Source organism: Actinomadura madurae, assembly GCF_047130825.1.
Taxonomy (GTDB): domain Bacteria; phylum Actinomycetota; class Actinomycetes; order Streptosporangiales; family Streptosporangiaceae; genus Spirillospora; species Spirillospora madurae.
This window is the reverse complement of record NZ_CP083237.1, coordinates 774143-795560: the sequence shown is the minus strand read 5'-3', so window position 1 is coordinate 795560 and position 21418 is coordinate 774143. Positions and strand designations below refer to the sequence as shown.

General features: G+C 75.3%; 20 protein-coding genes. 10 read left to right on the top strand and 10 right to left on the bottom strand.

Features of this window, described 5'->3' with window-relative positions:
* Nucleotides 1-95: 95 nt before the first annotated feature.
* The 4 genes from K8Z49_RS03630 to K8Z49_RS03615 all read right to left on the bottom strand — a co-directional run bounded on the left by K8Z49_RS03630 (nucleotide 96) and on the right by K8Z49_RS03615 (nucleotide 6177).
* The gene (locus tag K8Z49_RS03630) at nucleotides 96-1082 is read right to left on the bottom strand and encodes a GNAT family N-acetyltransferase (protein WP_412517598.1); all 987 of its coding nucleotides are present in this window, start codon (nucleotides 1080-1082) and stop codon (nucleotides 96-98) included.
* A gap of 78 nt (nucleotides 1083-1160) precedes the next feature.
* Entirely contained in the window at nucleotides 1161-2147 is a 987-nt protein-coding gene (gene meaB / locus K8Z49_RS03625) for a methylmalonyl Co-A mutase-associated GTPase MeaB (protein WP_412517597.1), read from the bottom strand.
* On the bottom strand, nucleotides 2144-4357 hold the full coding sequence (gene scpA, locus K8Z49_RS03620; protein WP_111831508.1) for a methylmalonyl-CoA mutase: 2214 nt from the start codon (nucleotides 4355-4357) through the stop codon (nucleotides 2144-2146). Before scpA ends, meaB begins: the two co-directional genes overlap by 4 nt.
* Nucleotides 4354-6177 carry a methylmalonyl-CoA mutase subunit beta gene (locus tag K8Z49_RS03615; RefSeq protein WP_111831507.1) on the bottom strand — a complete coding sequence of 608 codons (1824 nt, stop codon included), beginning with the start codon at nucleotides 6175-6177 and terminating at the stop codon, nucleotides 4354-4356. The genes scpA and K8Z49_RS03615 overlap by 4 nt, the downstream gene beginning before the upstream one ends.
* 106 nt (nucleotides 6178-6283) lie before the next feature.
* Here K8Z49_RS03615 and K8Z49_RS03610 point away from each other — a divergent pair, with 106 nt between their 5' ends.
* The 3 genes from K8Z49_RS03610 to K8Z49_RS03600 all read left to right on the top strand — a co-directional run bounded on the left by K8Z49_RS03610 (nucleotide 6284) and on the right by K8Z49_RS03600 (nucleotide 7970).
* Nucleotides 6284-7462 (top strand): acyl-CoA dehydrogenase family protein, encoded by a 1179-nt coding sequence (locus K8Z49_RS03610; RefSeq protein ID WP_021600297.1) that lies wholly within the window; start codon nucleotides 6284-6286, stop codon nucleotides 7460-7462.
* Between the two features lie 113 nt (nucleotides 7463-7575).
* A complete protein-coding gene (locus tag K8Z49_RS03605; RefSeq protein WP_021600298.1) occupies nucleotides 7576-7785 on the top strand; it encodes an HGxxPAAW family protein in 210 nt (69 codons plus the stop codon).
* A 2-nt stretch (nucleotides 7786-7787) separates the two neighbouring features.
* Complete coding sequence (locus K8Z49_RS03600; RefSeq protein WP_021600299.1) at nucleotides 7788-7970, top strand: hypothetical protein; 183 nt, start codon at nucleotides 7788-7790, stop codon at nucleotides 7968-7970.
* A 2-nt stretch (nucleotides 7971-7972) separates the two neighbouring features.
* Here K8Z49_RS03600 and K8Z49_RS03595 read toward each other — a convergent pair whose 3' ends face one another.
* The gene (locus K8Z49_RS03595) at nucleotides 7973-8101 is read right to left on the bottom strand and encodes a hypothetical protein (RefSeq protein WP_021600300.1); all 129 of its coding nucleotides are present in this window, start codon (nucleotides 8099-8101) and stop codon (nucleotides 7973-7975) included.
* A 190-nt stretch (nucleotides 8102-8291) separates the two neighbouring features.
* Between K8Z49_RS03595 and K8Z49_RS03590 the strand changes: the two genes are divergently transcribed.
* Both K8Z49_RS03590 and K8Z49_RS03585 read left to right on the top strand, forming a co-directional pair.
* Nucleotides 8292-9380, top strand: coding sequence for a carboxylate-amine ligase (locus K8Z49_RS03590; RefSeq protein ID WP_024934901.1), 1089 nt, complete (start codon nucleotides 8292-8294; stop codon nucleotides 9378-9380).
* A gap of 216 nt (nucleotides 9381-9596) precedes the next feature.
* Entirely contained in the window at nucleotides 9597-10544 is a 948-nt protein-coding gene (locus K8Z49_RS03585) for a sensor histidine kinase (protein WP_024934902.1), read from the top strand.
* A 16-nt stretch (nucleotides 10545-10560) separates the two neighbouring features.
* On the opposite strand, the gene K8Z49_RS03580 is transcribed toward K8Z49_RS03585, so the two are convergent.
* Both K8Z49_RS03580 and K8Z49_RS03575 read right to left on the bottom strand, forming a co-directional pair.
* Nucleotides 10561-11505: a phosphotransferase gene (locus tag K8Z49_RS03580; protein ID WP_052357399.1), complete on the bottom strand. Its 945-nt coding sequence runs from the start codon at nucleotides 11503-11505 to the stop codon at nucleotides 10561-10563.
* Between the two features lie 11 nt (nucleotides 11506-11516).
* Complete coding sequence (locus K8Z49_RS03575) at nucleotides 11517-12059, bottom strand: hypothetical protein (protein WP_412517596.1); 543 nt, start codon at nucleotides 12057-12059, stop codon at nucleotides 11517-11519.
* Between the two features lie 240 nt (nucleotides 12060-12299).
* Here K8Z49_RS03575 and K8Z49_RS03570 point away from each other — a divergent pair, with 240 nt between their 5' ends.
* The 5 genes from K8Z49_RS03570 (at nucleotide 12300) to K8Z49_RS03550 (ending at nucleotide 17258) form a co-directional block, all read left to right on the top strand.
* Complete coding sequence (locus K8Z49_RS03570) at nucleotides 12300-12743, top strand: hypothetical protein (RefSeq protein WP_412517595.1); 444 nt, start codon at nucleotides 12300-12302, stop codon at nucleotides 12741-12743.
* A gap of 64 nt (nucleotides 12744-12807) precedes the next feature.
* The gene (locus tag K8Z49_RS03565; protein ID WP_111831504.1) at nucleotides 12808-13440 is read left to right on the top strand and encodes a GNAT family N-acetyltransferase; all 633 of its coding nucleotides are present in this window, start codon (nucleotides 12808-12810) and stop codon (nucleotides 13438-13440) included.
* A gap of 310 nt (nucleotides 13441-13750) precedes the next feature.
* Nucleotides 13751-14533: an SAM-dependent methyltransferase gene (locus K8Z49_RS03560; RefSeq protein WP_083597746.1), complete on the top strand. Its 783-nt coding sequence runs from the start codon at nucleotides 13751-13753 to the stop codon at nucleotides 14531-14533.
* Nucleotides 14534-14744: 211 nt separating this feature from the next.
* Complete coding sequence (locus tag K8Z49_RS03555; RefSeq protein ID WP_083597745.1) at nucleotides 14745-16058, top strand: acyltransferase family protein; 1314 nt, start codon at nucleotides 14745-14747, stop codon at nucleotides 16056-16058.
* 21 nt (nucleotides 16059-16079) lie between these two features.
* Complete coding sequence (locus tag K8Z49_RS03550) at nucleotides 16080-17258, top strand: PucR family transcriptional regulator (protein WP_033331132.1); 1179 nt, start codon at nucleotides 16080-16082, stop codon at nucleotides 17256-17258.
* A gap of 37 nt (nucleotides 17259-17295) precedes the next feature.
* On the opposite strand, the gene K8Z49_RS03545 is transcribed toward K8Z49_RS03550, so the two are convergent.
* The 3 genes from K8Z49_RS03545 to K8Z49_RS03535 all read right to left on the bottom strand — a co-directional run bounded on the left by K8Z49_RS03545 (nucleotide 17296) and on the right by K8Z49_RS03535 (nucleotide 21221).
* On the bottom strand, nucleotides 17296-18192 hold the full coding sequence (locus tag K8Z49_RS03545; protein WP_412517594.1) for an alpha/beta hydrolase: 897 nt from the start codon (nucleotides 18190-18192) through the stop codon (nucleotides 17296-17298).
* Between the two features lie 75 nt (nucleotides 18193-18267).
* A complete protein-coding gene (locus K8Z49_RS03540; protein WP_021598801.1) occupies nucleotides 18268-19143 on the bottom strand; it encodes a DMT family transporter in 876 nt (291 codons plus the stop codon).
* Nucleotides 19143-21221 (bottom strand): phosphatase PAP2 family protein, encoded by a 2079-nt coding sequence (locus tag K8Z49_RS03535; RefSeq protein WP_412517593.1) that lies wholly within the window; start codon nucleotides 21219-21221, stop codon nucleotides 19143-19145. The genes K8Z49_RS03540 and K8Z49_RS03535 overlap by 1 nt, the downstream gene beginning before the upstream one ends.
* Nucleotides 21222-21418: the final 197 nt, after the last annotated feature.

Here is a 21418-nt window from a genome sequence, read left to right as displayed (position 1 = left end):
CTCCATCAGAGTGCCGATACACCGGTGGCACGGGCAACGCATTTTCCGCCCGGCGGGCGCGAAACCGGGGCAGAGGGGAGGCGGCGGGCGCCCGGTCAGCGGCCGGGGGCGGGCAGGGCGGCGACGGGGGCCAGGTATTCCAGGGACTCGCGTTCGACCCGGAAGCCGAGTTCCTCGTTGACGGCGAGCATGTGGGCGTTGTCGCCGGAATTGTCCGTTTCGATTTCCCGGACCTCGGGGCGTTCCTCCGCCAGCCAGCGCAGCATCGCCGCCTTGACCCAGATGCCGATCCGGCGCCCCCGGTGCTCCGGCACGACGGCCGTGTCGTACTGCGCGGCGCGGCCGGCGGCCCCGGCCGGCACCACGACCTCGGTGAACCCGGCGACGACGTCACCGGTGACGGCGGCGACGGTGTACAGGTCATCGCCGCGCTTGGCGACGATCTCGGCCATCTCGCGGACGCGGTGCGCGTCCCAGGGCGTCCCCTCGTACTCGGCGAAGTCCGCCATGGCGTGCTTGGCGCGGGCGAGGGCGGCGGCGTGCTCGTCCGGGGCCGCGCCCCGCCAGCGGACGAGCCGGTAGCCCTCGGGCGCCGCGGCCAGCAGTCCCTCGACGCGGGCGGCGGGCACGTCGTCCAGCCGCAGCAGCAGGCCGCGCAGGGTCAGCACGCACTCGAAGCCGTGCGACTCCAGGAAAGGGACGGCGGGCGTGCCCGCGAGGACCTGCGCGATCACGCCGGTGCGCCCGTCCGCGCGCAGCCCCTCGGCGGCGACGGCGAGCAGCCGGCTGCCGAACCCGCGCCGGCGGTGCTCCGGGCGGACCCGGATGTCGATCTCGCCGGGGCGTCCCGCGCCGGGCGCCCCGGGCAGCCGGAGCGCCGCCACCGCGACCGGTGCGCCTCCGTCGGCGCCGGCCCACAGCCGCTGCCGCGACCCGGCCTCGGCGCCGAGCAGCCGCCGCGCCGTCAGCTCCGGGTCGGGCGCCGGCTCCGCCGCCGGGTCGGCGGCGTGGACGGCGGCCAGCACGTCGTGCCACTGCCGGATCTGCGCGTCGGTCGGATCATCGAGCGCGATGACGTCCATCCGACTTTTGTACCCGATCCCCGTCCGCGGCGACCGCGACCCTGGTTAACCCGTGGTTTCGGACGCCGGGAACCGGGCTCAGCGGTCCCGCGAGAACGCCTCCAGAATGCGCTCGGCGGCGAGCGCGGGCGTCAGGGTCCCCTCGGCGACCTCCCGCTCCAGCTCGGGCGCCATCCCCCTGACGCCCGGGTGCCCGTGCAGGTCGGACAGGAGCCGGTCGCGCACCAGAGCCCACGTCCACCCGACCTGCTGGCGGCGCCGCCGCGCCTCCAGCTCGCCGGACTCGCGGAGCCGCTCCTGGTGCTCGACGAGCTTCTCCCACACCTCGTCCAGGCCGGTGCCCTCCTTGGCGCTGCAGGTCAGAACCGGGATGGCGCGGGAGCGTTCGTCGCTGCGCAGCAGCCGCAGCGCCCCTGACAGCTCGCGTGCGGCGCGCTTGGCCTCCATCGCGTGGTCGCCGTCGGCCTTGTTGACGGCGATGACGTCCGCCAGTTCCAGGACGCCCTTCTTGATGCCCTGAAGCTGGTCGCCGGTACGGGCGAGGGTGAGGAACAGGAAGGAGTCGACCATCTCGGCGACCGTCGTCTCGGACTGCCCGACGCCGACCGTCTCGACGAGGACGACGTCGTACCCGGCGGCCTCCATGACGACCATCGCCTCGCGGGTGGCCTTGGCGACGCCGCCGAGCGTCCCGGCCGTCGGCGAGGGGCGGATGAACGCGCCCGGGTCGGCGGCGAGCCGCTGCATCCGGGTCTTGTCGCCGAGGATGCTGCCGCCCGTCCGGGTGGAGGACGGGTCGACGGCGAGCACCGCGACCCGGTGGCCCTCCCCCGTCAGGCGGGTGCCGAGCGCGTCGATGAACGTGGACTTGCCGACCCCGGGCACGCCGGTGATCCCGACGCGGCGGGCGTTCCCGGCGTGCGGGGTCAGCTCGACGAGCAGCTTCTGCGCCAGCTCCCGGTGGTCGGGCCGGGCCGACTCCACGAGGGTGATCGCCCGCGCGATCCACGCCCGCGACCCGTCCAGCACCCCGGCCGCGTAGTCCTCCAGGCCCGGCGCGCTCACGTGGCGGCGTGCCCCAGCGCGGCGGACAGCTCGTCCAGCAGGCCGGCCGCCGCGTCCGCGAGGACGGTGCCGGGCCCGAAGATCGCCGCGGCGCCGGCGGCGCGCAGCTCGGCGAAGTCGCCGGGCGGGATGACCCCGCCGACCACGATCATGATGTCGTCGCGGCCCAGCGCGGCCAGCTCCTCGCGCAGCGCGGGCACCAGCGTGAGGTGGCCCGCGGCGAGGGAGTTGACGCCCACGATGTGCACGTCGGCCTCGACGGCCTGGCGGGCGACCTCGGCCGGGGTCTGGAACAGCGGGCCGACGTCGACGTCGAAGCCGAGGTCGGCGAACCCGGTCGCGATCACCTTCTGGCCGCGGTCGTGGCCGTCCTGCCCCATCTTGGCGACGAGGATGCGCGGGCGGCGGCCCTCGGCCTCCGCGAACGCGGCGGTCGCGGCCCGCGCCTTCTCGATGCTCGACACCCGCCCGGCCTCCTCCCGGTACACACCGGAGATCGTACGGATCTGCGCGGCGTGCCGCCCGTACGCCTTCTCCAGGGCGCCGGAGATCTCGCCGACGGTCGCCTTGGCGCGGGCGGCGTCGATGGCGAGGGCGAGGAGGTTGTGCTCCAGGCCGCGCGCCCGGGTGCCGTCCTCGGCGGCCCCGGCGGCGCGGGTCAGCGCCTCCAGCGCGGACCGCGCCGCCTCCTCGTCGCGCTCCTCGCGCAGCCGGTGGAGCTTGTCGATCTGCTGCGCCCGGACCGCCGCGTTGTCGACCTTGAGGACCTCGATCTCCTGCTCGGTGTCCGGGCGGTACTTGTTGACGCCGACGACGGGCTGCCGGCCGGAGTCGATGCGCGCCTGGGTGCGGGCGGCGGCCTCCTCGATGCGCAGCTTGGGCAGCCCCTCGTCGATCGCCCTGGCCATGCCGCCGGCCTGCTCGACCTCGGTGATGTGGCCCCAGGCGCGGCGCGCGAGGTCGTAGGTGAGCCGCTCGACGTAGGCGCTGCCGCCCCACGGGTCGATGGTGCGGGTCGTCCCGGACTCCTGCTGGAGGAGCAGCTGGGTGTTGCGGGCGATCCGGGCGGAGAAGTCGGTCGGCAGGGCGAGGGCCTCGTCCAGCGCGTTGGTGTGCAGCGACTGGGTGTGGCCCTGCGTCGCGGCCATGGCCTCGACGCAGGTGCGGGCGACGTTGTTGAAGGCGTCCTGCGCGGTGAGGGACCAGCCGGACGTCTGCGAGTGCGTCCGCAGCGACAGCGACTTGGGGTTGCGCGGCCCGAACGTCTTCACCAGCCGCGCCCACAGCAGCCGGGCGGCGCGGAGCTTGGCGACCTCCATGAAGAAGTTCATGCCGATCGCCCAGAAGAACGACAGCCGGGGCGCGAACGCGTCGATGTCCAGGCCGGCGTCGCGGCCGGCGCGGATGTACTCGACGCCGTCGGCGAGGGTGTAGGCCAGCTCCAGGTCGGCGGTGGCGCCGGCCTCCTGGATGTGGTAGCCGGAGATCGAGATGGAGTTGTACTTCGGCATCCGCTGCGAGGTGAACGCGAAGATGTCGGAGATGATCCGCATCGACGGCTGCGGCGGGTAGATGTAGGTGTTGCGGACCATGAACTCCTTGAGGATGTCGTTCTGGATGGTCCCCGCCAGCGCCTCCGGCTTCACCCCCTGTTCCTCGGCGGCCGCGATGTAGAGCGCCAGGACGGGCAGGACGGCGCCGTTCATGGTCATCGACACGCTCATCTCGTCCAGCGGGATGCCGTCGAAGAGCTGCCGCATGTCGTAGATGGAGTCGATCGCCACCCCTGCCATGCCGACGTCCCCGGCCACGCGGGGGTGGTCGGAGTCGTAGCCGCGGTGCGTGGCCAGGTCGAACGCGACCGACAGGCCCTTCTGCCCCGCCGCGAGGTTGCGGCGGTAGAAGGCGTTGGACTCCTCGGCGGTGGAGAAGCCGGCGTACTGCCGGATCGTCCACGGCTGCGTCGCGTACATCGCCGGGTAGGGGCCGCGCAGGAAGGGCGCGATGCCCGGGTAGGTGTCGAGGAAGTCGAGCCCGGCCAGGTCGTCGCCGGTGTACAGGGGTTTGACGCCGATGCCCTCCGGGGTCTGCCAGGTCTGGGCGTCGGGGTCGGCGCCCGTGGCGTCGGCGACCGCGGCGCGCCACCGCTTGGCGGCGCCGTCGGCGGGGGGCGCCGTCCCGAGCTCGATCTCGGTGAAGTCGGGGATCATTCGCTCACTCCCAGATCGCGGAGGGTGGTCTCCAGCACCTCGATCGCGTCGCATCCCGCGTACACGGCGGCGTCGACACCCTCGTAGCTTCCCTTACCCGCCAGCCAGACCTTCACCGCGCCCGCGTCGCGCAGAACCCGCGCCGCTCCGGCGGCCTCCTCCTCGTACACCCGGTCACTGGAGCAGACGCAGGCGACCGCCGCGCCGGACGACCCGAACTCCTCGGGTGCGCCGGTGACCGTCTCGATCCCGCCCGCCTGGAACAGGTTGGCGGCGAACGACGCGCGCGCCGTGTGGACGGCGATGGGCCCGAGCGTCGCGAGGAACACCTTCGGGCGCGCGCCGGTGGCGTCCGCGTGGGCGTCGGAGCGGTCGCGGAGCGCCTCGAAGTCCTGCGCGTAGGTGACGACGGGGAGGCCGCCGCCGGGCTCCCGCGGCGCCGGGTCGCGCTCCGGCACGGTCTCGCCGAGGTTCGGGAACTCGCTGACGCCGGTGAGCGGCGCCCTGCGGTGCGCGATGTCCGCGCGGCGCCGGGCCCACGTCGCGGCGAGCCGGCCGGCGACGAGCCCGGAGTCCAGGGCGGCGGCCAGGCCCCCGGCCTTCTCGATCTCGGTGAACCACGTCCACGCGGCCTGGGCGAGGCCCTCGGTGAGGCTCTCGGCGTACCAGGAGCCGCCGGCCGGGTCGACGACGCGGGCCAGGCTGGACTCCTCCAGCAGCAGCGTCTGGGTGTTGCGGGCGATGCGGCGGGCGAAGCCGTCCGGCAGGCCGAGGCGGGCGTCGAACGGCCGCACGGTGACCGCGTCGGCGCCGCCGGCCCCGGCGGCGAAGGCCGCGACGGTCGTCCGGAGCATGTTCACCCACGGGTCGCGCCGCGTCATCATCGCCGCCGACGTGACCGCGTGGACGCGCGCCGACGTCCCCTCGAAGGCGCCGCTGACCTCGGCGACCCGCGCCCAGAGGCGGCGCATGGCGCGCAGCTTGGCGATCGAGGAGAACTGGTCGGCGTTGACCGCGAGGCGGAACTCGATCTGGCCGAACGCCTCGTCCACGCTCAGCCCGGCCCCGGTCAGCGCGCGCAGGTAGGCGACACCGGCGGCGACGGCGGCGCCCAGCTCCTCGGCGTCGCCGCCGCCCGCGTCGTGGTACGGGGTGCCGTCGGCCACGACCGCGCGCAGCCCGGGGAACTCGCGGGCGCACCGGACGGCCAGCGCGGCGGCCTCGTCCAGGGATCCGGCGGTGCCGGTGCGGGCCTGGAGCCCGAGCGGGTCGGCGCCGAGGACGCCGGACGCGTCCGCGGCGTTCCCCCGCTCGGAGACCAGGGAGAGGAAGGCCTCCGCCGCCTCGCCGGCGGAGGCGCCCGCGTCCAGGACGACGGGCGCGAGGTCGAGCAGGACGCCGCGCAGCATCCCGGGCAGCGCGGCGACCGGCGGGCCGCCGTCGCCGAGCCGCAGCCAGACCGAGGTCGCGCCGTTCTCCAGGTCGGCGAGGATCGCCTCCCGGGTGACGGCGGGATCGGGGTGGGCGTGCCGCTGCCGGACGTCCCAGCCGGCGATGCCCTCCCCGTCGGGACGCACCTCGCGGACGTACGGCGCCAGCCCGGGGCGTCCCGGCGGGGAATCGTCGCGCGTGTAGAGCGGGGCGATCGGCACGCCCTCGTACGACTCGCGGGTCAGTAGACCCTCGATCTCGTCGAGGGGGGTGTCCTCGTCCGCCGCGCCGGACCTGCGCAGCACCCCCTTCACCATCTCCCGCCACCGGTCCCGCTCGGCTCGGGGGAAGGCGGCGGCCAGTTCGAGTTCCTCAGGCGGCACCGTCATGTCCTGGATCGTAGGCGAGCGACCGAATCCCGCTCGAAACCGGGTCCCGGTGACCAGGCCCCGGGCGGTACCGGTTAGCGGTGCGCCGCCCGGGAAGGAGGCCGTCATGAGTCTCGATCCGCTCCCCGGCGACCTCTACCACATGCAGGAACTCCTCGACGACCGGGAGAAGGAGGTCGTCGGGCGGGTCCGCGCCTTCCTGGAGGCCAAGGTCGCGCCGATCGCGAACGACTGCTGGGCGCGGGCGGAGTTCCCGTTCGACCTGATCCCCGAGTACGGCGAGCTCGGCATCGCGGGCCTCGCGCACGAGGAGTGCCCGGGCGAGAAGCCGAGCAGTCTGCTCACCGGGTTCCTGGCGATGGACATGGCCCGCGTGGACCCGTCCATGGCGACGTTCTTCGGCGTCCACAGCGGCCTGGCGATGGGGAGCATCGGCCGGTGCGGCTCCCCCGAGCAGCGGGCGCGGTGGCTGCCCGCGATGGGGCGGATGGAGAAGATCGGCGCGTTCGCGCTCACCGAGCCCGAGGGCGGGTCGGACGTCGCGCTCGGCCTGCGCACCACCGCGCGCCGCGACGGCGACCACTGGGTGCTGAACGGCGCCAAGCGCTGGATCGGCAACGCCACCTTCGCCGACCACACGGTGGTGTGGGCGCGGGACGAGGCCGACGACCAGGTGAAGGGGTTCGTCGTCGCCAGGGGGACGCCGGGGTTCACCGCCACCCGCATCGAGAACAAGATCGCGCTGCGGACGGTCCAGAACGCCGACATCGTGCTCGACGGCTGCCGCGTCCCCGAGGCCGACCGGCTCGCCGGGGCGAACACCTTCAAGGACACCGCGGCCATCCTGCGCCGCACGCGCAGCGGCGTGGCGTGGCAGGCGGTCGGGGTGATGCTCGCCGCGTACGAGATCGCCCGCGACTACGCGGTGGAGCGCGAGCAGTTCGGGCGGCCGATCGCCAAGTTCCAGCTCGTCCAGGACCTGCTGGTGCGGATGCTCGGGAACGCCACCGCGTCGCTCGGCATGGTGGTGCGGCTCGCCCAGCTCCAGGACGGCGGCCTCTACCGCGATGAGCACTCCGCGCTCGCCAAGGCGTACTGCACCACCCGCATGCGGGAGGTCGTCGGCTGGGCGCGCGAGCTGATGGCGGGCAACGGGATCGTCCTCGACTACGGCATCGGGCGGTTCGTCGCCGACGCCGAGGCGCTCTACTCCTACGAGGGCACCCGGGAGATCAACACGCTGATCGTCGGGCGCGCCGCGACCGGCCTCGGCGCGTTCGTCTGACCGCCCCCCCGCGGCCCGGAGGGGTACCCCGGAACGCCCTGTGGCGAGGGGCGTTGCTAGAGTTCGGGTCGTAGATCCCCAACCCCCGAACCGTGCAGAGGGAAGACGAACGCATGTCGACTGGCAGCCACGCCGGGCGCCCGAAGTCCTGGGTCGCCGTGGCCATCATCTTCATCGGTTTCGCCATCGGCGGCGTCGGCATCACCCTCGGCCCCGACTGGATGGTGTTCGGGGTGGGCGCGGCGATCACCGTGATCGGCGGCATCTTCGCGCTGGCCGTCGACATCATGACCGACGTCGTCGTCGACGACCCCCGCCAGTAGCGATGTTCGGCCGCCCGCCAATCGAGGAGCGGATCGCCGCGCGGCAGCGCGAGCGCGGTCCGCTCAAGCCGGGCACCGTCTTCCCCCACGGTCCCGCCAAGATGCTGTTCTTCTTCGGCATCGGCGTGGTCGTGGTGACGCACCTCATCGCGCTGTCGATGTACTTCGTCGATCCCGGCCCCTGAGATCAGCGGCCCCGGTCCGAGCCGTTGGGCGGGCCCTCCCGCCTGCCTCCAAGGTAGAACAGGCCGACCAGGACGAAGACGCCGACGGCGACCAGGATGGCCAGCACGCCCATCGCGGTCGATCCGGCCATTGGAGTTCACCTTCCTTCTTCAGGGTGTTCCTCTCCTGACACTGCCCCGGGCGCAGCGGGCCAAAAGAAAGTCAAGAGAGTTCTGCGCCACTGTTTCCCGGCCGTCCAGGAGGTACGAAAAGGAAGGGCGGGCACGTACGGTCGAAGGGAACGTGGCCGCCTGCGTCGCCCCCTGAGCCCGAGGTGGTGGATGGCCCTGCGATTCGGAATCGAGGAAGAGTACTTCGTCGTCGATCCCGTCTCCCGGGAGGTCGTCCCCCGCGCCCCGGCGGTGGTGCGGCGGGCGCGCGCGGCGCTCGGCGACCGCGCGTCCACGGAGCTGGTCGCGTTCCTCGCCGAGGCCAAGACGCCGCCGTGCGACGACCTGGACAAGCTCGCGGAGCAGATCCGGGCGATGCGGGCGGCGATGGCCGCCGCGGCGGCGGCCGAGGGCGTCCGGCTGGCCGCGACCGGGACGCCCGTGCTCGGCGCGGTGGTGCCCGCGCCCATCGGCGCCGGTCCCCGCTACGCCGAGAGCCTCGCCGTGTACCGGGGGCTGGACGACGAGCAGAGCATCTGCTCGTGCCACGTCCATGTCGAGATGCCCGACCGCGAGCTCGCCGTCCAGGTGAGCAACCATCTGCGTCCCTGGCTGCCGACCCTGCTGGCCCTCACGGCGAACTCGCCGTACTGGGCGGGGCGCGACACCGGCCACGCATGCTGGCGCGCGATGGCATGGGCGCGGTGGCCGGTCGCCGGGCCACCGCCGTTCTTCGCGTCGGCCGCCCACTACGACGATCTCGTCGGCACGCTGCTGGGCTGCGGCGCGCTCATGGACACCGGGACGGTCTTCTGGGACGTCCGGCCGTCGGCGCGGCTGCCCACCGTGGAGGTCCGGCTCGCGGACGTCGCCCCGACGGCCGCCGAGGCCACGGTGTTCGCGGCGCTGGTCCGGGGGCTGGTGGGGACGGCGGCCGCCGCGGCCGCGGCGGGCGAGCCGGCGCCCGACCCGTCCCCGGAGATGCTGCGCGCGGCGTACTGGCTGGCCGCGCGGGACGGCCTCGCCGGGACGGGGGTCGACGTGCGCACGGGCCGTCCCGCCGGATTCCGGGAGCTGGCCGGCGACCTGCTAGCGTACGCGCTGCCCGCGCTGCGCGACGCCGGGGACCTCGACGCCGTCGCCGGCGGCCTGCGGCACCTGCTGGCCGGCGGCACGGGGGCGGAGCGGCAGCGCGAGGCCTACCGCGAGCGCGGGCGGCTCACCGACGTGGTCGACGCCACCCTGCTGCGCGATCGCTGACCCCCGCGCGGAAGCGGTTCGACCGCCCAGAACCCGACCTATCGGCCTTTCGCCCGTTTTCCCTTCGCCGTCCGGGGGTACCGCGTGGGGTGGATGATTGTTCAGCTGACCTCGGGGGACGTCCGCGGGGGGCCGGGGCGCACGGCCGCCCGCCTGCGCGTATCCTCGGTCGGATGCACGTGATCGTGGCAGCGGGACGGACGGAGTAATCGCGCGATGAGCCTCAGGCCCGGCGAGCCGGGTGTGGCGCCGGTCGGCCCGTTCGTCCACCCCGCCCTCTTCTACCTCGGCGACGAGGAGTACCTCGCGGGCACCGTGCCGTTCGTCCGGGCGGGCCTCGACGCGGGCGAGCCGGTCGCCGTCGCGGTGCCGGCGGCCCGCCTCGCCCTGCTGCGCGCGGCGCTCGGCGACGCCGCCGGCCGGGTCACCTGGCTCGACATGTCGGAGGCCGGCCGCAACCCCGGCCGCATCATCCCCGGCGTGCTGCGCGAGTTCGCCGACCGGCACACCGGCGGGCGGGTGCGGATCATCGGCGAGCCGATCTGGCCGGGCCGCTCGGCGACCGAGTACCCGGCCTGCGCCCAGCACGAGGCGCTGATCAACCTGGCGTTCGAGGGCCGCGAGGTGACGATCCTGTGCCCCTACGACCTCGCCGGGCTGGACGCCGGCGTCATCGCCGACGCCCGCGCCACCCATCCCGTCGTGATCGACCGCGACGGCGAGCGGGCCAGCGGCGACTACGCCCCGCACCGCGTCATCAAGGACTACAACCGGCCGCTGCCGGAGCCCGCCGACGCGGTCACGATGGGCTTCGACCTCCACGCGCTCCCCCTCGTGCGGGAGTTCGCGTGCCGCTGGGCCGCGCGGTTCGGCCTCGGGCCCGCCGCCGTGGGCGACCTGGAGCTCGCCGTGAACGAGCTCGCCGCCAACTCGTGCCTGCACGGCGGCGGCGCGGGCACCGTCCGGCTCTGGTCCGAGGACGGCCAGGTCGTGTGCGAGGTCCGGGACGCCGGGACGATCACCGACCCGCTCGCCGGCCGCCGCCCGGTGGACATGAGCCCGTACGGCGGCCGGGGCATCCTCATGGTCAACCACCTGGCCGACCTGGTGCGCGTCCACACCGGCCCCTCCGGCACCGTGATCCGCGTCTACATGCGCGCCTGAACGAGAGGGCGCCGCGTCAGCCCCCGAGGGCCCGGCGGAGCCCGGCGAGCGACTCGGCCAGCAGCGCGTCCCGTCCCGTGGACGCGGCGTACTCGGCGAGCGTCGCGCAGAGGTTCAGCGCCAGCGTGCGCGCCGCCGCCGCCCGCTCCTCCGGCACCGGCCCGTACGCCGCCAGGAAGGACTCCCGCGCGGCGCCCTCGAACCCGGCGTAGGCGAACGAGAGATCGACCGCCGGGTCGGCCAGGCACACATCGCCCCAGTCGATCACCCCGGCGGCCCGGCCGCCCGGATCCAGCAGCAGGTGCCGGACGTGCAGATCCCCGTGGACGAGCACCGGGTCCCCGCCCGGCGCCTCCCAGCCGAGGGCCGCGGACAGGAACTCCTCCAGCGCCGGGTCCCGCTCCCACACCCCGAGGGCCGCGAGGGCGTCCAGGCGGCCGGTGGTCCGCGCCGCCCGGAGCGCGGGGTCGGCGCGCTCCATCGGATCGAGCGGCAGCCCCGCGCCGGCCTCCCGGGCGAGCGCCGGATCGTGCAGCGCCCGCAGGAAGGCCCCCGCCTCCGCAGCGAGGGCGACCCGGTCCCCGTCCGGCGGGCGGACGTCGGCGAGCTCCCGGCCGGGGATCAGCCGGGCGCCCCAGAACGGCCACGGGAAGTCCTCCCCCGGCTCGCCCGCGAAGCGGGGGACGGGCACCGCGAGCGGGAGGCGCGGCGCGAGGGCCGGCAGGACCGCCAGCTCGCGCTCGACCCTTGCGACGGCGATCCGGCGGCGCGGGAACCGGAACGCCCACTCCCCCGCGACGAGGAAGACGGTGTTGTCCCAGCCGGTCGCGAGCGGCTCCACCGAGGCTCCGCGCAGCTCCCGGAACCGCCGGCCGATCAGCGCGCCCGCGATCTCCGCGGTGACCTCGTGCTCGGGCGCCCACTCCGGGACCGTCGGCGGGTCGTCCTGGGAAGCCGTCACGTCCGCCGAGGCTACCGCGACCCGGCCGTCCCGGCACGCCCCCACGCGAGGCGGCGGCGCGGCTTGAACACCGACAGGCCCGTGGCGGTGAGCAGCATGACGAGCTGGCCGGAGAGGACCGTCACCTGCCACCACTGGCGTCCGCTGGACGGGTCGGCCCCGCCGGCGGTGGCGTCGGCCAGCGCCTCGGGGGTGAACAGCAGCATCCCGGCGAGGATCACCGCGATCAGCAGGACCAGCTTGGCGAACACCCAGAGGTGGCGCGTCAGGCCCCACGGCGAGCCGACGGCGAGCGCGATGCCGGAGGCGAGCGCGGTGAGGCTGAGCGGTATCCCGCCCCCGAACACCATCACGCTCATCAGCCGGTAGGCGGAGTGGGCGAGCGTCCCGTCCGAGGTCAGCGTCGCGGTGAGGTTGAGCAGCACCAGGCCCCACACCTCCCCGAGCAGCGCGACGGACGCGACCACGTGCACGACGACGATCGTCTTGCGGACGGACTGGCCCGGCCGCCACCACTGTCCGGTGGCGGCGGGGCGCGACTGGATGGCCGACATGGCGGAACTCCCGGATCTTCTCGGCGACAGCCCGAGCATGCAGGCCGGGCACGGGCGGCGTCGTCGGGCGACCGGAGGTTCCCCGGCTGCTCCGGCCGGAGCAGCCGGGGGCACGGCGCCTGCTCCCCCCGTGGTAGCCGGTGCGGCGGTAGGCCGAGACTTGACCCGGCCATCAGGTGCGGGGGACGGACGCCGGGAAGGGATCCCTGCGCAGGTCTCTCCCGACCCCAGTGAGGAACGATGCGTCTCATCGCCCGCACCCACCAGCTGCCCGTACGGCTGGCCGTCGGCTCCTTCGTCCTGAACTCGGGCCTGTCGAAGCTCCAGAACCTGGAGGAGACGGCCGAGCAGACCCACGGCCTGGCCACGACCGCCTACCCGTTCCTGAAATCGCAGGATCCGCGGGACTTCACCCGCCTGCTCGGCCGGACCGAGGTGGCGCTGGGCGCCGCCCTGCTGATCCCGCTGGTGCCGTCCGTGCTCGCGGGGGCGGCGCTCACCGCCTTCTCCGCCGGCCTGGCGGGCCTGTACCTCCGGGTCCCGGGGATGCGGCAGGAAGGCGGGCTGCGCCCGACGCAGGCCGGCGTCCCGCTCGCCAAGGACATCTGGCTGGTGGGCATCGGCTCCTCCCTGGTCCTGGACGAGCTGAGCTGTCTGCGCAGGGACCGGCGCGCCCGCGCGTGACGCGGCCGCTTGACGCGGTGCCGCGGCCCGGTGAGGATCGGCGCGTCCCCCAGGAGGCCGCGCCATGACGTCCCAGTCCCGCCCGTCCCCGCCGGTCCGCACCGCGCGGGACGCCGACGCCGCGGAGATCGCCGCGGTCCTCGGGCGCGCGTTCGACGACGACCCCGTGTGGCGGTGGCTGCTGCCGGACGACACGTCCCGGGTGCGGCGGATGACCGCGCTCTTCGGCATCATGCTGCGGCAGGTGCACCTGCCGCACGGCGCCACGGAGGCCACCGGACGCGACGGGACGCAGGCGGCGGCGCTGTGGGCCCCGCCCGGCCGCTGGCGCATCCCCCTCCACCGCCAAGCGGCGCAGGGGGTGCCCCTCCTGCGCGCTCTGGGCACGAGGACGTCCGCCATGCTGCGCACCCTCGGCGCCATCGAGAAGCACCACCCGAAGGAGCCGCACTGGTACCTGGCGGTGCTCGGCACCGATCCTCCCGCGCAGGGCAACGGGCTGGGCGCCACGCTGCTGCGCTCCAGGCTCGACCGGTGCGACGCGGAAGGCCTCCCGTCCTATCTGGAGTCGTCCAAGGAGCAGAACGTCCCGTACTACGAGCGGTTCGGGTACCGGGTGACGCGGGAGCTGACCCTGCCGGGCAAGGGCTGCCCGCCCGTATGGCTCATGTGGCGGGAGCCCCGGCGGGACCGCTGATCCGGTCGTCCACAGGAGATCTGGCCCTCCGGTCGAGCCGCTGTCATGACCGGAAGCGGCCAACCGCGCTCGCGCCTCACATGGGGAGATGGGCGCACCGCGACCGTCCGGCTCCGCGCCGCGTCCCTGCTGCCGGTCGGCGCCGGCCGCCGGGCGGGCGGTCGGCGGCAAACGCATTGGCCCGATTCGGCCAGGCGGTACGCGGGTTCCGGCCCGGACCACCGGCCGCCGCACGCCGCACGCCGGACCGGGCCGCCTACCGTCGAAGGTGAGCCATTGCACCGCCCCCTTCGGCAAAGGCGACAGGACGATGACCATGACCACGGCCGGCACGAGGGCGCCGGAGACGCGGCTCGCCCTGCACAGGCCGGGTCCGGCACGGGTCCAGGACCACCTCCTCGGCGGCAAGGACAACTACGCGCCCGACCGCCAGCTCGCCCAGCGGATCCTGCGGCTCCTCCCGCACGCCGCCGCGACGGCCCACGCCGCCCGCGCCTTCCTCGCCCGGTCCGTCCGGCTGCTCGCCGAGCGCGGCGTTCGGCAGTTCCTCGACCTCGGCTGCGGGCTGCCGCGGGCCGACAACCCGCATCAGATCGCGGCCCGCCACGTCGGCGGGCCCCGCGTCGTCTACGTCGACCACGACCCGCTCGTCATCGCGCACGCCCGCGCCCTGCTCATCGACGGCGGCAACGTCGCGGCGCTGCGGGCCGACCTCCGCGACCCCGACGCGATCCTCGGCAGCGCCGAGGTGCGCCGGCTGATCGACCCGGCCGAGCCGGTGGCGCTGGTCTTCTCCTCGGTCCTGCACTTCCTGCCCGGCGCGGGCGACCTCGTCGCCGCGCTCGCCGCGGCGGCCGTGCCGGGCAGCGCCCTGGTCGTCTCCCACGCCACCGGCGACTTCGCCCCGGCCGCCGTCGGCGTGGCCGCCCGGCTCTACCGCGAGGCGAGCGGCGTCCCGGTCCATCCGCGCGGGGGCGCCGACATCGCCCGCCTCCTCGGGCCCTTCCGCCCGCTGCCGCCCGGCGTGACGCCGATCGGCCCGGCGGAGCCGCCGTTCGAACCGGTCATGTACGGCGTCGTGGGGATACGCTGACGGCCGGCGGTCCCGGATGTGGCATTGACCACATTCACGCCGTCCGGTGCTCCGCCGCCGCCCACCGTGCCGGGCCCGCGGCAGCCCTTCCGCCGCCGGTCATCCGACCGCCCGGCTCCGTCACGCTCCGTCAGACGCCGGTGCACCACGCGGAGAGAAATCTCATTCAGTCGTTAGAAACGATAACGGTTCGGCCCCTAGGGTGTCCCGGATGCCGACGAACACCCTCACCCCACCGGATACAGAGACCGGCGCTCCCACGGCGAGGGCGCCCCGGATGAGCTGGCTGGACGCCCTGCGCGGCCTCGCCGCCATGGTCGTGGTGTTCGAGCATTCCCTGGACGTCCTGCTGCCCGAGGTCCGCCGCGGCGCGAGCCCGTGGTTCGACTTCGGCCGGTACGGCGTGTTCGTCTTCTTCCTCGTCAGCGGCTACGTGGTGCCGTTCTCGCTGGAGCGGCGCGGCAGCGTCCGGCACTTCTGGGCCGGGCGGGTGTTCCGGCTGTACCCGGCGTGGTTCGTCTCGGCGGCGCTCGCCCTGGCGCTCGGGTCGGCCGGCCTGTCCTACGGGCTCCCCGCCGCGCTCGGCGAGCGCCCCTGGGCGTCCACCCTGGCGCACCTGACCATGCTCCAGGACCTGCTGGGCGTCCCGAACATCGTCAACGTCTACTGGACGCTGTCGTACGAGATGGTCTTCTACCTCCTCGTGACGGCGATGTTCGTCGCCGGCGTCCACCGCTCCAGCGCCCGGGTGGCGCTCGGCTTCGGCGTCGGCGCGGCGATCCTCGGCGTGGCCCTGCCGTCCGGGCTGCTGGCCTCCCGGTGGCCCGGCGGGACGATCCTCGCCGCCGCGCTGTGCCTCGCCGGCGGCCTGGCCGCCATGGTCAGCCGGCGGCGCACGGTGCGCCGCGCCGGGGTCGCGGTAGTGGCCGCGCTGGCCCTCGGCCTGCTGGTCCTCGACAGCCGCATCGGCGCCATCGAGAGCCTGTGCGTCATCGCCACCATGTTCGCCGGGACGGCGATCCGCGGCATCCAGAACGGCAGGCTCCGGGGCCGGCGGGCCGCCGCGATGGTCGCGGTCGTCCCCCTCCTGTCGGTGGCCGCGGGCATGCGCACCCCGACGAGCTGGGCCCTGTACGCCAATCCGAACCCGCTCGGGCGGGACTGGTCCATCGCCGTGGCCGCCGCGTGGCTGACCTTCCTGGCCGGCCTGGCGCTCCGGAACCGCCCGATGCCCCGTTTCCTCGTGTGGCTCGGGCTGATCAGCTACTCGGTCTATCTGCTGCACCCGCTGGTCGTCCAGGGCATCTGGCACGCGGCCGGCAGGGACACCTGGGGCCTGCCCGTCACCGTCCGGGCGGCCTGGGGCGTGGTGCTGCTCGCCACCGTCCTGACGTCCGCGGGCCTCGTGCACCGCTTCGTCGAGCGCCCTGCCCAGAACCTGGGCCGCCGCGTGACGTCCCGCCGCCGTGATGACAGCGTCCGCTTTCTTGCTTACAGTGAGGCCGATTTACGACAAAGCTCCTGAACCTCGTCGAACGGACACCGGATGACAGAAGGGCCCATGCCCGCCGAGCTGCCGGACGTCCTGCGGCAGCATCTCCAGGCCGCCGTCGACGAGATGGAGCGGGAGATCCGCGACCAGGTGCCCGAGTACGCGGGCGCCGACGGCGGCGAGTACGCCAGGAAGGTGGAGCGGGCGGTCAGCGACACCGTCGCGTTCTTCGTCGACTCCGTCGACCATCCGAACGCCGACGCGCGCAACATCACCGAGCTGTACATGCGGCTCGGCGAGGAGGAGGCCCGGCAGGGCCGCAGCCTGGCCGCCCTGCAGAACGCGATGCGGGTGAGCAGCCAGGTCGCCTGCCGCCGGTTCATCAAGGACGCCTACCGGCTCGGCTGGTCGCGCGAGACGCTCGGCCGGCTGACCGACTCGCTGTTCATGCTGCTGGCCCGGGTCGCCGACGCCGCCGCGCAGGGGTACGCCCGGGAGCAGGGGCAGCTGGCGACCGAGCGGGAGCGCCGCCGCGAACGGCTGCGGGACCTGCTGGTCGCCGAGCCCGCCCCCGCGCACGAGGCGATCGCCGAGCTGGCGGTCGCGGCCCGCTGGGACCTGCCGAGGAGCATCGCCCTGGTGGCGCTGCCGCCCGGGGCGCCCGCCGGCGCGCGCATCCTGCCGCCCGCCGTGCTGGCCGACTGGGAGGCGCCGGTCCCCTTCCTCGTCGTGCCCGACCCCGAGGGCCCCGGGCAGGACCGGCTGTGGCCGGCGCTGCGCAGGCTCGGCACGGCGGCGATCGGGCCGACCGTCCCGGTCGGTCAGGGCGCCGTCTCGCTGCGGTGGGCCCGGCACGCCCTCACGCTGATCGAGCGGGGCCTGCTGCCGGACGACGGCCCGGTCCGGTGCGTCGACCACATCGCCTCGCTGGCCGCGCTCACCGCGGAGGAGCTGATCGGCGCCACCGCGGGCGCCGTCCTCGGACCGCTGCTGGAGCTGGCCCCCGCGCGCCGGCTGCCGCTCGCCGAGACGCTGCTGACCTACCTGCGGTGCGGCGACAACGCGGTGATCGCGGCGGAGCGGCTGCACATCCACGAGCAGACCGTCCGGTACCGGCTGCGCCGCATCACCGAGCTGACCGGCGGCCGGTTCACCGAGCCCGAGGGACGGCTGGACGTCATGCTGATGCTGAGCTGGCTGGTGCGGACGGGCCGCGCCGAGCGGACGGCCTAGCCGCGCGGACCGGGGTCCGGCCGGCGTCTCCGAGGGCTCAGCGGGTGGCCAGATGCCGTCCGAGGAAGGCGAGCTGCGGCCGGAGCCGGGACCGCCAGTACGCGGCGTCGTGGCACCCTCCGGTCATCCCGCCCGCCGGATGGACGCGGCCGCGGAACTCGCGGACCCGCTCGGCGAACGGGTCGCTCGTCCCGCAGTCGACGCGGAGCGGGACGCCCTCCTGGAGGCCCGCCGCGCCGAAGACGTCGTGGCGGGCGAAGTCGCCGGGGCCGTCGAACGCGCGGGCGTTGGCGGCGCGCGCGTCCGCGTAGGACGCGAACAGGGCCGGGGACGAGGCGACCACGGCCGCCGTCCGCGCCGCGCCGAGCCGGCGGGCCAGGACGAGGGCGCCGAAGCCGCCCATGGACCAGCCGATGAGGCCGACGCGGCCGGTCCGCGCGCCGGCGTCCTCCAGGCGCGGCAGGAGCTCGTCCACGATCATGGCGACGGGGTCGTCGCCGGACGCGCGGGGGTGCCAGTAGGAGTCGGGTCCGCCGTCCACGGCGGCGAGGGCGAACGGCGGGACGCCGTGGGCGGCGGCGTCCGGCAGGTAGTGGTCCAGTGCCAGCTTCCGGACGAGCGACGCCCCCGTCTCGGCGCTGCCGTGCAGCGCGACGGCGACCGGCAGCCCGCGCAGGGAGCGGCCCGCGGCGGGCGTGACGACGGTCGCGGTGACGGTGGCGCGGCGGTGCGCGGAGCGCCACGTCATCGTCCGGACGTCCGCGGACGCGGCGGGCGGGGCGGGCAGGTCGCCGCACCTGCCGAGGGCGCGGTCCAGCCGGACCTTGCCGGGGAGGACCTCGCTCTCGACGAGGCCGTACCCGGCGCCGCCCGCGGCGGCGACGGCGCCGAGGCCGCCCAGCCCGCCGAGCAGGAACGCGCGTCTGCTGACCAATCGGGGTCCTTCCTCCTGGGAGTTCGGGAATTGGACGCGGCGGCGGGCCCGTGGTTCCCACCTGCGCGCGACGCGTCAGGCGGCGGCCTCCCGGCCCCGGGCGGCGTGCGCCGACCGTGACAGCAGCGCCACCCCGCCGGTGAGGAACACGACGCTGACCGAGACGGCGGCGAACGCCGCGGCCGTCCCGGGCGGGAGGGTCTCGAAGGCCAGGACGGCGACGAGGTAGGACGCGATCGGGTTCGTCATCGTCATCGCGGTCATCGCCGCGGGCAGCGACCCGGCCGCGAACGCCCGCTGCTCGATGACCAGGCCGAGGAGCGTGCTGCCCGCGAGCGCGTACCCGGGCCAGTCCACGGCGGTGGCGGCGACGCCGCGGTGGACGAGGTCGGCGGTGGTGAGCTTGATCAGCACGGCGGTCGCCGCGAAGCACAGGCCCGCGCAGACGCCGAGCAGCGCGGCCCGGACCGGCCCCGCGCGCAGCCACGCGGCCCGGGACAGCACGGCGATGAGCGGCGCGGCGATCAGCCCGGCGAGGAGGATCCGGGGGCGGGACGGCTCGCCCTCCGGCGGGATCGCCCCCGGCACCGTGAACAGGACGGCGAGGCCCGCGGACACCGCGATGCCGCCGAGCAGGTCGAGCCGCGCGGGACGGCGGCCGGTCCCGACCGTGCCGAGCGCGATGGTGAAGACGAGCTGGGTGACCAGCAGCGGCTGGACGATGGCGGTCGAGCCGAAGTGCAGCGCGATCGCCTGCGCGCAGAACCCGGCGAGGTTCACCGCCCACCCGGTCAGCCACACCGGGTCGCGGACCAGCCGGCGGAGCAGACCGTGCGCGGCGGAGGCGTCCGATCCGCCGTGCACGGCGCGCCGCGCCGCCCGGTACTGCAGCGCCGCCGCCGCGGCGAACAGGAACGCCGCGACCAGGCTGAAGCCGACCGACCACGCCATCAGGCCGTTCCGCTCTGCGCGCCGCTGCCCGCGCCGACCTCGGCGGCGAGCCGCTCGAACGCGCGCAGCAGCGCGTCCGGGAACCGGGCCGCCTCGGGCAGCACCCGCGGTTCGGCGGCCACCGAGACGTGCAGCGCCCCGTTCCAGCTCAACGCGCCCACGGCGAACGGCACGCCGTCCGCGAGCGGCAGGATCGGGTGGACGTCGCCGAGCGGCGCTCCGGCGAGCGACATCGGCAGCGGCGGTCCCGGCATGTTGGACACGATGCCGCCGAAGAACCGGCCCCGGTAGGTGCCGCGGGCGGCGCGGGCGTGCAGGGGCGGCGGCAGCGCGCCCATCAGCCGCATCGCGGCGGTGCTGGCGACGGCCCGGCCCGACCGGCGGCGCCGTTCGGCCGCCTCGTGCACGGCGGCCAGCCGGTCGCGGACGGGCATCGGCGCCACCGGGACGTCCAGCCGCAGCGCGGCGGTCAGGTTGCCGGGCACGGCGGTGCGGCCCCGGCCGGGCGGCGCGGGGGCGCGCAGCGTCATCGGGACGGCGGCGCGCAGCGGCCGGCCGTCCACCCGCTCGCCGCGCTCCGCCAGCACCTCCGCGACGACCTCGCCGGTCAGCGCGAGGAGCACGTCGGTGACGCGGGCGCCGGCCGCGCGGGCCGCGTCCCGGACCCCGCCGAGCGGCAGCGTGGCGGTGCCGAAGGCGCGGTCCGGGGCGAGCGTCCCGGTGACCGACACGGTCGGCGCCCGGCCGTCGAGCCCGAGCTGGACGAGGCCGGGCAGGACGGCGGCGGCGCGGGCGAGGCTCCCGGGCCCGCGCACCGGGCCCACCTCCGGGAGCCGCGGTTCGAGGATGCCGCGCAGGATGTCGACGACGCCGATCCCGTCCGCGATGGCGTGGTGGAGGAGGATGACGACCGCGTCCGGGCCGGACGCCCCGCCGCGCACGACCCAGAACCGCCAGAGCGGCCGGTCGCGGTCGAGCGGCTCGGTGACGAGGCGGGCGACGAGGCCGTCCAGGGCGGGGCGCCCGCCCGGCGACGGCAGGTCCACGTCCAGGACGTGCACGCGCAGGTCGACGAGGCCGGCGTCCACCCAGCGCGGCCGCCGCAGGACGCCGCCGGGCCGGACCCGCTGGGTGAGGCGAGGCAGGTCCGGCAGCCGCTCGGCCATGAGGGCGCGGACCCGCTCGGCCGAGGGGCCGGGCCCGGCGAACTCGGCGACGCCGCCCACGACCTGCGGGACCTCCGCGCTCTCGACGTGCAGGAAGAAGGCGTCGGCGGCGGCGACGCGCTGCTCCCGTGCGGGCCCGGCGCCGGGCGCGGCGTCCGGCGGCCGGCGTCCCGGCGCGAGGCCGGCGCGCAGCCGCTCGACCCCGGCGGCGGCCGGGACGAGCAGCAGCCCGCCGGGGATGTCGACGACGTAGTGGGCGGCGGTCGCGACGATCACCAGGCCCGTGACCACCAGGTGCAGGGCGCAGAGCCAGGCGAGGAGCGCGCCGCACCGGGCCCGGACCGCGGCGACGCCGATCCAGGCGACCCAGCCGATGTGCAGGCTCGGCATCGCCGCGTACGGGTTAGCGCCGGCGGACACCACGGTGGTGCCCCAGGTGGCGGGCGGGTGGTGGATGGCGATGACGTCGGTGTAGCCCTCGCCGGGCAGCAGCCGCGGCGGGGTCGTGGGCCAGACGGCGAAGCAGCAGATCGCGATCAGGGTGACGAGGATCAGCGTGTTGCGGGCCCACGCGTACGCCGGGTTCCGCGTCCACCACAGGTAGGCGAGGAGCCCGAAGGTCCCGATGACGTACGTCGTCGCGTACTCCCAGGCGGCGACGGCGCCCAGCCACTCGTGCCGGACGAGCAGGTCGTTGAGCGGGCGCTCGGCGTCCAGCCGCGCCCAGCGCTCGAACTCCAGCAGCGCGCGCCCGTGCGCGTCGCTGGCGGCCCGGTCCCCGCTGAAGGCGTGCGTGAACACCAGGTACACCACCAGGACGGCCAGCGCGGCGGCTATCTCCCGCGCGGCCGACGCGGCCCGTCCCGCGTCCCCGTCCTCCGCCCCGGACGCGACCGCTCCGCTCCGGTTCACGATGCCCCTCCCGCCTCGCGCACCGCCCTCACCGATCATCCTCCCCACGATCGGGCGGAACGACCATGACCCGCCGGGTTCTTCCGTCTTCGCGCGCAGGAATGGGATTTCCTGCGGAAACTCCCGTCCAGGGTCTTGACCTCGGCGACAAACGGGCATAAATACAAGGGAAACAAACTCAAACGGGAGGGAAACCA

Bases quoted from the DNA above. Each gene is read 5' to 3' on its own strand.
- K8Z49_RS03615 (WP_111831507.1), bottom strand. From the start codon at position 6,177: ATGACGGTGCCGCCTGAGGAACTCGAACTGGCCGCCGCCTTCCCCCGA.
- K8Z49_RS03595 (WP_021600300.1), bottom strand. From the start codon at position 8,101: ATGGCCGGATCGACCGCGATGGGCGTGCTGGCCATCCTGGTCGCCGTC.
- K8Z49_RS03570 (WP_412517595.1), top strand. From the start codon at position 12,300: ATGCGTCTCATCGCCCGCACCCACCAGCTGCCCGTACGGCTGGCCGTC.
- K8Z49_RS03565 (WP_111831504.1), top strand. From the start codon at position 12,808: ATGACGTCCCAGTCCCGCCCGTCCCCGCCGGTCCGCACCGCGCGGGAC.
- K8Z49_RS03600 (WP_021600299.1), top strand. From the start codon at position 7,788: ATGTTCGGCCGCCCGCCAATCGAGGAGCGGATCGCCGCGCGGCAGCGC.
- K8Z49_RS03585 (WP_024934902.1), top strand. From the start codon at position 9,597: ATGAGCCTCAGGCCCGGCGAGCCGGGTGTGGCGCCGGTCGGCCCGTTC.
- K8Z49_RS03605 (WP_021600298.1), top strand. From the start codon at position 7,576: ATGTCGACTGGCAGCCACGCCGGGCGCCCGAAGTCCTGGGTCGCCGTG.
- K8Z49_RS03590 (WP_024934901.1), top strand. From the start codon at position 8,292: ATGGCCCTGCGATTCGGAATCGAGGAAGAGTACTTCGTCGTCGATCCC.
- K8Z49_RS03550 (WP_033331132.1), top strand. From the start codon at position 16,080: ATGACAGAAGGGCCCATGCCCGCCGAGCTGCCGGACGTCCTGCGGCAG.
- K8Z49_RS03560 (WP_083597746.1), top strand. From the start codon at position 13,751: ATGACCATGACCACGGCCGGCACGAGGGCGCCGGAGACGCGGCTCGCC.
- K8Z49_RS03540 (WP_021598801.1), bottom strand. From the start codon at position 19,143: ATGGCGTGGTCGGTCGGCTTCAGCCTGGTCGCGGCGTTCCTGTTCGCC.
- K8Z49_RS03555 (WP_083597745.1), top strand. From the start codon at position 14,745: ATGCCGACGAACACCCTCACCCCACCGGATACAGAGACCGGCGCTCCC.
- scpA (WP_111831508.1), bottom strand. From the start codon at position 4,357: ATGATCCCCGACTTCACCGAGATCGAGCTCGGGACGGCGCCCCCCGCC.
- K8Z49_RS03630 (WP_412517598.1), bottom strand. From the start codon at position 1,082: ATGGACGTCATCGCGCTCGATGATCCGACCGACGCGCAGATCCGGCAG.
- K8Z49_RS03610 (WP_021600297.1), top strand. From the start codon at position 6,284: ATGAGTCTCGATCCGCTCCCCGGCGACCTCTACCACATGCAGGAACTC.
- K8Z49_RS03575 (WP_412517596.1), bottom strand. From the start codon at position 12,059: ATGTCGGCCATCCAGTCGCGCCCCGCCGCCACCGGACAGTGGTGGCGG.